We start from the raw sequence: 12,554 nt of genomic DNA on the forward strand, positions 1-12,554 counted from the left end.
TCCGGCCTATTCAACGTAGGCCGGATAAGATGCGTTAGCATCGCCATCCGGCGCTTTATCCTGTAATACTCTCCACGCTCAAACGCTGAATAATATCCTGACGAAGCTGGTATTTTTGTACTTTACCGGACGCCGTGCGCGGTAATTTCTCCACGATCACAATGTGCTCAGGGTATTTGTACTTTGCCACTCGCTTGCGGCTAAAAAAGGCCACCACTGATTCCAGCGACAACGAATGATGTGGAGGTTTTAGGACCACGTAAGCACACGACCTTTCACCTAAACGTTCATCCGGCATCGCGACAACACAGGCATCGTGAATGCGAGGATGCTGCAATAAAATATCCTCAACTTCGCGGCTGCTGATGTTTTCTCCACCGCGGACAATGATATCTTTTTTCCGTCCGGTGATTTTGATGTACCCCGCATCGTCCATTCGGCATAAGTCGCCGCTGTAATACCAGCCGTCTTGATCCAGCGCGCGGGCGGTGAGTTCGGGTTCATCGAGGTAGCCCATAAACACATTGGGACCACGCGAAGCTTCTTCACCTTCTACCCCCGCGGGCAACGTATTGCGTGCTTCGTCGACCACTTTAATTTCGACGCCTGCAGCAGCATATCCGTCGGTATTCATCATGCGAGAAAGCGAATCATCGAGATTGACCAGCGCATGCGGTGAACTCTCTGTCGAGCCATAAATGCTTAATAATTTTATGCCGAGCTGCTGGCAGTCACGGGCAATCTTTTGTGGAATGGTTGTGCCCCCACATAAGAAAAAGCGTAGCGATGAGAGGTCGCGTGGCCGTTTTTCCATGCTACACAACATGTCGTAGACGAAGGGCGTTGCGCCGAGCACACAGGTACAGTGTTGTTGCTCCAGCAGTTCAAGACAGGCGATTGGGGTGAAAATGTCTAACAATACGCTGCGTGCGCCGATTAAAAACGGTGCGGTAACGCCATGCAGAAAACCGGTAGCGTGTCCCAGTGGTGCGGGCATCAAAAACACATCCTGCCAGGTGAGATTGAGGCGGGCACAATAGGCGCGCTCGCTGGCAAGGATGTTGTTGTGGGTCAGCATTACGCCTTTTGGCATTCCCTCGGTACCGGAGGTAAACAACACCGCCGCCAGTTCATCGGCGTGAACATTAATCGTCTGGGTTAAAGGCGGAGCTAAAAGCAGTTGACTGAGCGCCAGCGAGGTAGTTGCCGGAGCCAGTTTATCCACGGCAACGATCTGTTGCAGATGCGGCAACTGGTTTTGTAAGGGGAGGATCAGATCGACCGGTCGGGTTTGTTTAAACAGCGTCGGTGCGAAAAAAATCTTCGCTTTGCACTTATTCAGCACCCATACCAGCTCTGCTTCACGCCACGCTGGCAGCAGCGGTACGGAAACGGCCCCGGTTTTCAGGCAGGCCAGGTAGATAATCGTAAACTCGCACCAGCCCGGTAACTGGAAGGCAATGCGATCGCCGGGTTGAATACCGCAGGCTAAAAACCAGGTTGCCAGACTGCTGGCCGCGCTGTCGAGTGCAGCATAGGTGTATGAAGCGCCATGGTTATCAACCACGGCGATTTTATCTGGCATGGCTCTGGCAGTTTGGTTCCAGTAATCGCCAAGCGAAGCATCTCCCCATAAACCCTGTTGCCGCCAGACTTCGCGGCGTTCGGCGTTAAACGTTAGTGTGATACTCATGAAGTTATTCCCAGGATGATTTCGGCATACATCTGACCGGATGGCCGGCGTGGCCGATCCGGTGTACTACAGGCAAAATCCATTAGCCGTAGCGAAAATCAACGCCAAATGTTCCGACCGGATATTCCCATTGGTCGAGGATTGTGTCGCCGCACAGTACTCGACACGTTCCGCACTCCAGGCAACCAGCAGAATCAAAATGAATGTTTCCACTCTCGTCCTGCTTATACAGCCCGGCGGGGCAGGCTTTCAGCAGCTTGCGAAATTCATTAAGGTCTGGATGTTCGGCCAGGATGATGTGCGGGTGGCCTTCATCGACATTGAATTTATTGACGCCCAGTTTGACGTCAACGTTAACGGTATTGTCCTGATTCATAGTGCAGTTGCCCCCTTGATACCGTCTTTCAGTAAGTTCATCAGCCCGATTTGTTTTGCGTGGGACATAATCATCTTGCGAACCGGTTGATTTGGACGTCCGTCAACGGTGAACATATCGCTCATGATGTCGGCCACCATACGCGGATACTGAGTGAACAGCCGTGGGTTTTCCATTAACGCCGGGATCTTGCGAAAATGCTGTAAATCACGCATCACACAGCCCTGTTCGAGCGCGCGCTTGTAGCCCATCAGGCTGCTGGCAGAGAAATCCTGGCGTTCTTTTGCTGCAATAGCTGTTTGGGCAGCGGCTTCTGCGGAAGCGATGGCCAAATCCATACCTCGCACCGTGAAACCCAGGTTCAAACAGAAACCGGCGGCATCGCCCACGATCATCACACCGTCATCGACCAACTTTGGAACCATTGCCAGACCGCCTTCCGGCACCATATGCGCGGAATATTCCAGTAGTTCTCCACCGGCAATCAATGGCCGAATAGTTGGATGTTGTTTAAAGTCTTCCAGCATTTGTGGAATGCTTTTTGTGGCATGGGCAATATCCCCCAGACCACACACCAGACCCAGAGAGATGGAGTCCTGGTTGGTATACAAAAATCCGCCTCCCATCAACCCATCAGACGGTGAGCCTGCAAACAGCCAGGCCGCGCCTTCATTACCTGAAAGATTGAAGCGATCTGCAATGACCGCTGGAGGTAAGCCGATCAGCTCTTTTACGCCAACGGCATAGTGATGTGCAGAAGAGGGCGGAACCATCCCCAGGGACCGCCCCAGCATAGAGTTGACGCCATCGGCAAGGATGACAATATTGGCTTCCAGGATATCGTCACCGGCCTGGACTCCGGTGACCTTATTACCTTCGCGGATTAGGGCATCGACGCGCACGCCGGGGATGAACTGCACGCCAGCTTGTTCCGCCTTATCCATTAGCCATGGGTCAAGTCTGTTACGCAAAACGGTATACGAATCCTGCGTTGGTGCGTCAGCTTTTTCACGATGGAAATCGAGAGTGACGGCGCTTTCTTCGGTCAGAAAAGAGATTTTTTCGCGGGTGACTTTACGCTCGAGCGGCGCTTCCTGCGCGAACCCCGGCATGATGCGCTCAAGACTATGTGCATAGAGTCTTCCGCCGGTCATATTTTTACTACCTGCACTGTTTCCGCGCTCGATGACCAGTACGTCCAGTCCGGCCTGAGCCATCACGTAGCCTGCAACCGTACCCGCCACGCCAGCACCGACCACAATGGCATCAAATTTTTCATCTGACATGCTTTATGCTCCCTTCCCGCTGCGAGGGCAGCGGGATATGTGCGTTAAATGTGGGGGTTAGCGGCTGAGATGCTCGATAAGAGCCGGAACGACTTTGTAGATGTCGCCGACCAGTCCGTAATCGGCGTAATTGAAAATAGGGGCTTTCTTATCTTTGTTGATGGCGACAATGACTTTCGCGCCGTTGCCGCCGACCATATGCTGAATTTGTCCTGAAATGCCGAGGGTGAGGTAAAGGTCCGATTTCAGTAACACGCCAGAAACGCCGATGTAGCGTTCGCGTTCCATCCAGTTTTCGCCTTCGGCAATCGGTCGTGAACAACCCACTTCTGCACCCAGTACAGATGCCAACTGGTGCACCATATCCAGATCGTTTTGCGCAACCAGGCCGCGGCCCACACCCACCACACGTTTGGCTTTGCTGAGATCCACGCTGCTCACGGATTTGGCGCGACGTTCCTGGCACATAATTTCATGGTGCGGTGCGATGTAAGGTGCAGAGACTACAGGGCAGGTATGTGAAGCATTAGCCTCTACCGGTTCAAGTACGCCTAGGGCAAGGGTGATAATTGCCTGAGTTGTTTTGATTTTTTCTTTGCCGAATGCCAGGCCACCGTACATACGGTGTTCTGCGAACAGTGAGCCATCATCAAGCGTTACCGACGTGGCGTCATTTACCATCGCTGCATTGAGCTGAATACTTAACCGCGCACCAAGGGATTTAGCGCGTTTAGTAGCTGGCATCAGCAATAGCCCGGTATGTTCTTGTATCAGGGCGGTGATGGTCTCGGCAAAATTTTCAACACGCTGTAAACCAGAGGTTGCTTCAAGCACGACTATCTCATCGGCACCCAGAGGTTTAACCTGATTGACCTGTTCGTTGCCTTGTACAATAAGGTGCACCTGTTCACCCCACAGGCGTGCGCCGGCCATTAATTCTGCATAGCGTTCTACGTTATCGCTGAACACCCATACGTTAGCTAATTTACTCATGATAATTTCTCTCCGTTGGGCTTAGTTCAGGGCTTTTTTCAGATGCTCAGCCAGCTCGGCGATGGCTTCTGCTGAGTCATTTTCCAGAATGATGTGCTTACGTTCTGTTTGTGGCGGAACGGTGAGGCTCACCAGTTCTGCTAACGGTGAGGCAGGTGTCCAGCCAATATCGCTGGCTTGCCACGGTGTGACCGGTTTTTTACCTGCGCCCAGAATGGCTTTCATCGAGGGAATACGCGGCGTGTTGATATCCGAGGTTACGCACAGCACGGCGGGGAGCGACAGTTCAATCACTTCAACTTCGTCTTCCAGCGTACGTTCAACCACAATGCGATCGCCGTTACGTTGGATGTTGCTGACGGCGTTAATCACTGGAAGTTGTAAGAGTTCGCCAACCAGTAAGCCAACCTGCTGGGCGTAGATGTCTCCAGACCCTTCGCCGAACAGCATCAGGTCGAATTCAATGTTTTTGGCCGCGCAGGCCAGCGCCTGAGCCGTGTCTCGCGGTAATGAATGCTCCAGTTGGGGATCCTGCACCATAAACAAACTGTCCGGCCCGCGGGACAGTACGTCTTTACGCACTTTGGAGTTTTGCAGTAGCGAGCCGCCAACCGTTAAGGCGACAATTTCATCACCTTCCGCACTAAGTTGCGTCGCGGCCTCTATTGCATTCAAATCAAACTGACTGATTTTGGCATCGGCCCGGTCAAAGTTAAGCGAACGTTCTGGGGTAACAACAATGTCCTGTTCTTCAGGCACCAACTTAAAGCAGGTTATTAGTTTCATGGCATCTCCAGTGATTCTCGTGTGGATGATGACGGGGAGTGACATCATCAACAGTAGGGAAAATTGACTGAAAATAGTGTGCGGCAGAGGGGGACCGTTTTCGACGGGGCAATCTGTTTTCATTCCCAACAATCTTGCAAAAAAAAGGACTTTAGGAATGCTGAATTTATGAACGTAAAGACGACGTCGGGTGTTAAAGTGATAAATATGGAAATAAAATCGAGACGTTTTTTTGAGAAATGGATCATATTTTTATCCGTTTCTGCACGCACTTTGTTTCTGGTGTGTAAATTATTATTGCTGACTTAATAACATTTATACTTTCCTGTTATTTTAAAATAAAAAAATTTGCGCGAGCAGCGTGCTGAAGTTGGTGGTGTCATCTTGCAGACGACGCAAATAATTTTGTTTCGCCTGGACAGAATAACGTTGTATAACATCATCATCGTTTTTACTTTTCAATATTAACTATCCGCAAAATTACTGCCTTTCGGTGGAGGTTGTCATGTATCAACGCTGTTTTGATAATGCCATGGAGACCCTTTTTGAACAGGGAAAAACCCCGAGATTTTCGCGATTCGTCATCAGTGATGATCCTAACTGGGAGTCGGGCCATCATGTTCATGACAATGAAACAGAGCTTATCTATGTAAAAAAGGGTGTCGCGAGACTAATTATCGACTCTTCGCTGTATGTCGCACATGCGGGTGACATCGTGGTGATAGAGCAAGGGCGGTTACATGCGGTTGCTTCCGATAGCAGCGCGCCTGCAACCACTTACACCTGTGCGCTCTACGGTTTTCGTTTCAACGACTGGCAGGAGAACCAACTCTTGCAGATGCACTCGTGTCCGGTTATTAGCGTTAGCCAGGGCAAAGAGGTTATTAAAAGTATCTTTAATGAACTGAGTGTTATGATCCCGCAGAGCAAGAATAACCTGACGTCTTCCGCTTATGACGCCTTTGCTTATGCATTAACCGTTTTATATTACGAAAACTTTAAAAATGCTTATCGTTCTGAGCAGGGATATATTAAAAAAGATATCTTAATTAAAGATGTGTTGGTTTATTTAAATAACAACTTCCGAGAGAAAATTACGCTGGAACAGTTGTCTAAGAAATTTCGAGCCAGCGTGAGCTATATCTGTCACGAGTTTACTAAGGAATATCGTATTTCGCCGATTAATTATGTGATTCAGCGGCGAATGACAGAGGCAAAATTTGCCCTGACGAATACGGAGTCCTCGTTGGCAGAAATTTCATGGCGGGTAGGGTATGAAAATGTCGATCACTTTGCCAAACTCTTTCAGCGGCATGTGGGTTGTACTCCCAGCGATTATCGTAAGCAGTTTAAAAATAATCTTGTAGAACAAGAATGTTTGATGCCAGAAATATGATTCACCTGGCACGTGCCGGATAACGCATTTGCGCTATCCGGCAAGCATTACTGCTTACTTATTCTGATAATCTTTCAGGATTTGGCGACCCGCGACGTAAATCATGATTTCATCTGTACCACCGCCAATGCGTTCACAGCGGACATCACGCCAGAAGCGGGAAACGCGTGCTTCGTCGGTGTAACCCAGTCCACCCATAATCTGAATGGCGTCATCAATCACTTCCATTGCAGTACGTGCACAATACAGTTTTGCCAGCGCTGCACTGGTGCGCAGAGACTGTTCCTGATCGGCCTGCCAGGCGACTTTTAACACCATATTGCGCATGTTATCGATTTTAATCGCCATCAGCGCCAGTTTTTCCTGGATCATCTGATTGTGACCAATTGGCTTACCGAATGCGATGCGCTGGTTGGCGTAACGGGCGGCATCTTCGAAGGCGCATTCAGCAAAACCGGTACTGCGTGCAGCGTTGATCAAACGTTCCATTTCGAAGTTGTACATGACGTTGAGGAAACCCATGCCTTCCTCTCCGACCATATCGCTTTCGTCCACTTCGACGTCATCAAGATAGACTTCGCAGGTGCTGAGCATATGCCAGCCGATTTTATGCAGCGGATTAACCTTAATGCCGGGTTTCTTCGAATCGACCCACCACAGCGTAAAAGCTTTTTTCGGATCTTTTGGCTCCGGATCGCGGGCCAGTACCAGCATATATGGATACTCTTTCGCGCCGGTGATAAAGGTTTTTTGCCCGTTGAGATAGACCTTACCATTTTTGCGAGTGTAGCTGGTGGTCGCGCTGTTGTTGTCGGAGCCAGCTCCCGGTTCGGTTAATGCCAGCGCATACGCTGGATCGCCCGTTTCCATGGTGCTTTCTGCGGTCTTACGCAGCTGTTCGGCGGATCCAAAACGACGCATACTGTGAATACACTGACCGTTAGTGATCAAAAAAGCGGGTGCGCCGCATTTTGAAACTTCCATCAGCGCCAGCATCTGTGTGACGTAATCCGCCGGGATGCCACCAAACTCTTCCGGAACGCCCAGCATCGAAATACCGTTGTCCGCCAGGGCACGCATAAACTCTTTTGGGTAGGTCGCCGTCTGATCGCAGGTACGGAAATATTCTTCCGGGAAATTGCTGGTAATCAGTTCTCGAATACTGGCAAGTAGCAGTTCTTGTTCTTCAGTTAAAGAAAAGTCCATCATAGTACTCCTTTTAATTGGCGGCGTCGGGTAACACAAAACCCATCGAGGCATCGATAAATAATCTTTCGTCCATCAGTTTCAGATTTGGCGAAATAATTGGCGTGAAATCCATCTTGTCCAGAATGTCTTCCTGTAAAGAGACTCCCGGTGCAATTTCGATTAAATGAAGACCATCTGCTTTTAACGTAAATACAGCGCGTTCGGTGATGTAACGCACATCAAGTCCTCGTTCGAGGGCAATTTTTCCGCTGAAAGTCACTTCAGGCAATTCGTTGACGAATTTTTTCACCCGACCTTCCTGCACGATATTTAACTTACCGTCCGCAACTTCCGTTTTCAGACTTCCGGCAGTTAACGTGCCGCAGAAAATAATTTTTTTGGAGGTGGCGCTAATATCGATAAAACCGCCGGTACCCATGATTTTGCCATTGAATTTGTGTACGCCGACGTTGCCGTGGCGATCCACTTCAGCAAAACTTAAATAGCACACATCCAGCCCGCCACCGTGATAGAAGTCAAACTGGGAGGTCATATCCAGAATGGCGCGGGTGTTGACGTTGGCACCGAAAGCAATACCTTGAGAGGTGATGCCGCCAATCGGACCCGTTTCGACTGTCAGAATAAAATCGTCAGCACAGCCTTCTTCGCGCGCGACGAGGCCAATGCCATCGGCAATCCCTACGCCAACGTTGCCGACAGCACCTTTGCGCATTTCAAACAGGGCGCGTCGGGCCACCAGTTTACGCTGATTGAGCGGCAGGGGAGTTTGCTGGCTGTCATCGAGAACAAAATCGCCAGAGATAAAGCGGTTAACCGGCGCGCCACCGTACAGTTGCGTTTGGTCGGGGTCGATGACCACAATATCGACCAGATAGCCGGGAATACGCACCGATTTCGGATGCAACGTGGCTTTCTTCACCATCTTTTGCACCTGCATCATAACGATGCCACCGTTATTGTGTACGGCCTGGGCAATCACCAGTGCATCAAGATACATCACTTCATCTTCAAAGGTGGCGTAGCCTTCACTGTCGCAAGTGGTGGCGCGAATAAAGGCGATGTTTGGCGCAATGGCTTTGTAATACAGGTACTCTTTGTTATCAATTTCCACCAATTTGATCAGATCTTCGGTGGTCACTTCATTCAGCTTACCGCCCTGTTGGCGAGGGTCAACAAATGTACCGATGCCGATATCACTAAGGATCCCTGGCTGGTGAGCCGCCGATGCACGCAGGGTTTGGGTTAATACGCCCTGAGGATAGTTATAGGCGGAAATTTTATTTTGTTCAGCCAGATCGGAGATTCGCGGTGATTGTCCCCAGTGGCCGCATAATGCCCATTTGACTAAACCTTCCTGTGCCAGTGGACTAATTCCCCGGCCGGCACGGTCACCCAGACCTGTAGGACTAATCAATGCTAAATTTCGTGGTGACTGAGAAATTTTATATTTTTCAGCCAGTGCGTTAATTAATGTTGTTGCTTCGAGAATACCCCCGCCTGCACCTAATACACAAAGAGTTGCTTCATCAGGAATATAATTGACTGCATCTGCAGCGGATAATACGGGTACCCGACCATCTATACGATTTGGCCTTGAAAATTTCATGTGAACTCCAGATTATATGCGTGCGACTACCTGTCGCTATATTCGACAATAATATTGTGAGTTATTTAATAACGCTTAATTACCGGCCAGATATTCGTGGTTAGACGAATATCTGGGGTAGGGCATTACTGATATTTATATGGATATATCTGTAATTAAGCCTGATGCAATATTGTCAAAACAGTACGCAGGTCGGTGACCGAAATTTGTCCTGGTGCGGAGGCTTTTTTTACTGCCCCAAAGGTTGCCGCTGAACCGAAAACCTCACCAGACAAACGTGAAATCACCCCTGTTTTAGCCATCGACATGGTGATTATCGGGCGATCGGCATAGCGTTCTTGCATTTCCAGCGTGGCACTAAGCAGCGTCAGAACATCCGTTTTATTTTGCGGCATCAAGGCAATCTTCGGGATATCTGCGCCCAGCTCCTGCATTTTACGCAGGCGCTGGACAATCTCTTCCGCGGCTGGTGTCTTATGAAAATCGTGATTAGACATAATCACAAAGACATTTTTCGCGTGCGCATGCTCGACGGTCGCTTTGACCAGTTCGTCACCGGTAAACAGTTCCAGATCGATCATATCCACCAGACCGCTGTCTACCGCCGCGCGGTTAAGTGCAATATAGTGCTCGACAGACAGAGCCTGTTCACCGCCTTCTTTGGCGCTACGGAAGGTGAAAAGCAGTGGTTTGTCAGCCATCACATCGCGGATGGTGCGCGCAGCTTCCAACACAGCCTCAATGGAAGAGACATCGGTGAAATGGTCTACGCGCCATTCCAGAATGTCGAAATCCGCTTTGCGATAGGCCAGTGCTTCGCTTTTTACCGTTGCGATGTCTTTACCCATCAGCGAGACAATGATCTTCGGCGCACCCTCGCCAATAACGAGGTTTTTTACGGTTACGGTTTTCATTGATTACCCTTTAACTATTGTACAAATGCTTGCCTGTCAGGCGGCAAAACCCATAACCTGTTTCACATACTCCAGTGGGAAATCTTTCCCGGTCCAGAGCTTGAACTGTTCAGCCCCTTGCCACAACAACATGCCGTAACCATCAATTGTTTTGCAACCAGCACTTTGTGCCTGCTGCAATAATTTGGTCATATGCGGGTTGTAGACGCATTCGGTTACCAGCAGTTCCGGACGCAGCAGGGAAGCGTCGGTCACGAGAGATTCATTTTCCAGCGGCTTCATGCCGACTTTAGTGCCGTTGGTCAAAATATCTGCGCTGGCAAGTGCGTCAGCAAAAGCCTGGCGATCGGCGAGATCGATAACGGTGACCACGCAGTCGGTGTTTTCATTGACGCGTTTGGCAAACTCCTGCGCTTTGGCAAAAAACTCATCCTGGCGGTTAAAGAGTTTAATTTCTTTGATGCCTTCAATCGCTGCCTGTGCACCAATGGCCGTCGACGCACCGCCTGCGCCCAACAGTACCATGGTTTTACCTTTGATATCGAAACCACTTTCCTTAATTGCACGAATATGGCCTGTGCCATCGGTATTGTAACCACGCAGGTAACCATCATCATTGACGATAGTGTTAATTGCGCCGACCAGCTTGGCTGCAGGCGTTAATTCATCAACATACTCACATGCCAGCTGCTTGTTGGGCATTGAGACCCCGGTACCCCGCATCTTTAAGGCCTTCAGCCCGGCAATGGCATTAGCAAACGTTGAGTTATCAACTTCAAATGCCATGTAAGTGAATGACAATCCCGCTTTTTCTAATGCCTTATTTTGCATTTCAGGCGACAGACTGTGTCTGATAGGGTAGGCCATCAAACCAATCAGTTCATATTTTGCAGTTACGTCCATTTAATACTCCTTCTAAACAATTTATTGAAAATAACGCTCGCCCAACCGCACATCATTTTTGGGGATATCAAATACGCGGTAGTAACGAATAAAGACGATGATGGCGGTGACAAAAGCCAACAGAGCAAATGCAAGGTCCAGCAAAATAATGTATTGCAGACCAATGTTAGAGAGGTATCCGGTGATTAATGGGATAATAAAGTTGGCTACGCCACCCATCATCATATAAATACTGGTGACTTTGGCTTTGCTCTTGGGAAAGAACTCTGACATCACCGAGACACCGAGCTGTAAAATACCGCCAGCGGCAGAGAATCCAATGAGAAATGAACCTGCGTTACATACCAGCGGAGATGGGTATAAATAAATGACGGCTGCGGTGATGGTTGCCAGTCCGGCGTTAAATACGTTTGCCCAAATAGGTCGTACCCATTTTTTCAACAGTGCGGCAAAGATAAATACGCAGACCAACGAACCCATACTGTAGTAAGAGATTGTTTTTAATGCGTCGGATTCTGCCATACCGGCAAAGGCCATCGCATATTTCGGCATCCAGACCACGATGACGTAAAAAGTCGAAAAGGCAGCAACACCAAACATGACGGATGCCACACCTTCCAGCCAGACCAATGGTTTACTGTTCATCTGTGGCAGATCTTTCGCGATGCCGGCATCCACCATCTGGCTGGGGAAACGACTTTTTAGCAGCATCAGGGTAATGACTACAAACAACGCTCCCGGGATAATGACCGCATAACCGTACCAGATATGGTTGAGCAGCATGGTGCTGACGACGATGGGGTAGATCATCTGCCCAAACGAGACCATAGCTTTCACCAGGATAACGGCTGAGCCAGAGGCTTTAGGGAAGCATTCCATTAACGCCGGGTACCCACCGGTATCCAGTGCCGAGTTTGCCACGCCAACGCAAACGGCCAGAATAAAGGCAATCATCAGATTAGGGCTGGCGGGAATACCGAAGAAGAACAGTATATAAAGAATAGCCCCTAACAGAATGATAGCCCGACGACCAAATTTATCTGAGAGCACGCCAAAGAATAAGATGCTCACTAGTCGCCCCAGACCAATGCCTGAAATTAAATAGGCAATTCCTGCATTGTCGGTGGAAAACTTTTCTGCAAGAGAGGTCATATTTTGCGCCAGTGTAATGACGCTAATGCCGTGTAGGAAATAACTTAAATAAATACAGGTTATCGCCAAAAGAAATGGCGTATTAAAGGTCTTGCTTTGAGACATTTTCACAACTCCTTGCGGATTTTAAAATTGTTCTGTGCTCGTCGATATTGTTTAAATTGCGGCGACCTTGTAATTAATATACCGGGCAGCAGCCACAGAGCCTACATAGCATGGCGTTTAAGTTACCAGGTATAT

11 protein-coding genes are annotated in these 12,554 nt (G+C 49.2%); 1 reads left to right on the forward strand and 10 read right to left on the reverse strand.

Going from position 1 to position 12,554, the window contains the following annotated elements; genetic code table 11:
- Positions 1–55: 55 nt before the first annotated feature.
- The 5 genes from fadK to OGX86_RS06240 form a co-directional block, all read right to left on the reverse strand.
- Positions 56–1,693 (reverse strand): medium-chain fatty-acid--CoA ligase, encoded by a 1,638-nt coding sequence (gene fadK, locus OGX86_RS06220; RefSeq protein WP_048226736.1) that lies wholly within the window; start codon positions 1,691–1,693, stop codon positions 56–58.
- A gap of 82 nt (positions 1,694–1,775) precedes the next feature.
- A complete protein-coding gene (locus OGX86_RS06225; protein ID WP_003832609.1) occupies positions 1,776–2,069 on the reverse strand; it encodes a ferredoxin family protein in 294 nt (97 codons plus the stop codon).
- Positions 2,066–3,355: an FAD-dependent oxidoreductase gene (locus tag OGX86_RS06230; RefSeq protein ID WP_048226734.1), complete on the reverse strand. Its 1,290-nt coding sequence runs from the start codon at positions 3,353–3,355 to the stop codon at positions 2,066–2,068. Before OGX86_RS06230 ends, OGX86_RS06225 begins: the two co-directional genes overlap by 4 nt.
- Before the next feature lie 57 nt (positions 3,356–3,412).
- The gene (locus OGX86_RS06235) at positions 3,413–4,348 is read right to left on the reverse strand and encodes an electron transfer flavoprotein subunit alpha (protein ID WP_286639575.1); all 936 of its coding nucleotides are present in this window, start codon (positions 4,346–4,348) and stop codon (positions 3,413–3,415) included.
- 21 nt (positions 4,349–4,369) lie between these two features.
- Entirely contained in the window at positions 4,370–5,134 is a 765-nt protein-coding gene (locus OGX86_RS06240; protein ID WP_020996442.1) for an electron transfer flavoprotein, read from the reverse strand.
- Between the two features lie 505 nt (positions 5,135–5,639).
- Here OGX86_RS06240 and OGX86_RS06245 point away from each other — a divergent pair.
- On the forward strand, positions 5,640–6,530 hold the full coding sequence (locus tag OGX86_RS06245) for an AraC family transcriptional regulator (RefSeq protein ID WP_032943176.1): 891 nt from the start codon (positions 5,640–5,642) through the stop codon (positions 6,528–6,530).
- A gap of 54 nt (positions 6,531–6,584) precedes the next feature.
- Here the strand turns inward: OGX86_RS06245 and OGX86_RS06250 are convergent, their stop codons facing one another.
- From OGX86_RS06250 to OGX86_RS06270, 5 genes are all read right to left on the reverse strand, one after another.
- Positions 6,585–7,736, reverse strand: a complete 1,152-nt coding sequence (locus OGX86_RS06250) for an acyl-CoA dehydrogenase (protein ID WP_003832619.1) — start codon at positions 7,734–7,736, stop codon at positions 6,585–6,587.
- Positions 7,737–7,749: 13 nt separating this feature from the next.
- On the reverse strand, positions 7,750–9,345 hold the full coding sequence (locus OGX86_RS06255; RefSeq protein WP_286639577.1) for an acyl CoA:acetate/3-ketoacid CoA transferase: 1,596 nt from the start codon (positions 9,343–9,345) through the stop codon (positions 7,750–7,752).
- Positions 9,346–9,500: 155 nt separating this feature from the next.
- On the reverse strand, positions 9,501–10,259 hold the full coding sequence (aroD, locus tag OGX86_RS06260) for a type I 3-dehydroquinate dehydratase (protein ID WP_048214316.1): 759 nt from the start codon (positions 10,257–10,259) through the stop codon (positions 9,501–9,503).
- A gap of 36 nt (positions 10,260–10,295) precedes the next feature.
- Entirely contained in the window at positions 10,296–11,162 is an 867-nt protein-coding gene (gene ydiB, locus OGX86_RS06265; protein WP_286639579.1) for a quinate/shikimate dehydrogenase, read from the reverse strand.
- Between the two features lie 21 nt (positions 11,163–11,183).
- On the reverse strand, positions 11,184–12,419 hold the full coding sequence (locus OGX86_RS06270) for an MFS transporter (protein ID WP_032943180.1): 1,236 nt from the start codon (positions 12,417–12,419) through the stop codon (positions 11,184–11,186).
- Between the last annotated feature and the right edge of the window lie 135 nt (positions 12,420–12,554).

The sequence above is a fragment of the Citrobacter sp. Cpo040 genome (genome assembly GCF_030332915.1).
GTDB classification, from domain to species: Bacteria; Pseudomonadota; Gammaproteobacteria; order Enterobacterales; family Enterobacteriaceae; genus Citrobacter; species Citrobacter portucalensis.

Bases quoted from the DNA above. Each gene is read 5' to 3' on its own strand.
- OGX86_RS06255 (WP_286639577.1), bottom strand. From the start codon at position 9,345: ATGAAATTTTCAAGGCCAAATCGTATAGATGGTCGGGTACCCGTATTA.
- OGX86_RS06225 (WP_003832609.1), bottom strand. From the start codon at position 2,069: ATGAATCAGGACAATACCGTTAACGTTGACGTCAAACTGGGCGTCAAT.
- OGX86_RS06245 (WP_032943176.1), top strand. From the start codon at position 5,640: ATGTATCAACGCTGTTTTGATAATGCCATGGAGACCCTTTTTGAACAG.
- OGX86_RS06240 (WP_020996442.1), bottom strand. From the start codon at position 5,134: ATGAAACTAATAACCTGCTTTAAGTTGGTGCCTGAAGAACAGGACATT.
- OGX86_RS06230 (WP_048226734.1), bottom strand. From the start codon at position 3,355: ATGTCAGATGAAAAATTTGATGCCATTGTGGTCGGTGCTGGCGTGGCG.
- OGX86_RS06250 (WP_003832619.1), bottom strand. From the start codon at position 7,736: ATGGACTTTTCTTTAACTGAAGAACAAGAACTGCTACTTGCCAGTATT.
- aroD (WP_048214316.1), bottom strand. From the start codon at position 10,259: ATGAAAACCGTAACCGTAAAAAACCTCGTTATTGGCGAGGGTGCGCCG.
- OGX86_RS06270 (WP_032943180.1), bottom strand. From the start codon at position 12,419: ATGTCTCAAAGCAAGACCTTTAATACGCCATTTCTTTTGGCGATAACC.
- fadK (WP_048226736.1), bottom strand. From the start codon at position 1,693: ATGAGTATCACACTAACGTTTAACGCCGAACGCCGCGAAGTCTGGCGG.
- ydiB (WP_286639579.1), bottom strand. From the start codon at position 11,162: ATGGACGTAACTGCAAAATATGAACTGATTGGTTTGATGGCCTACCCT.
- OGX86_RS06235 (WP_286639575.1), bottom strand. From the start codon at position 4,348: ATGAGTAAATTAGCTAACGTATGGGTGTTCAGCGATAACGTAGAACGC.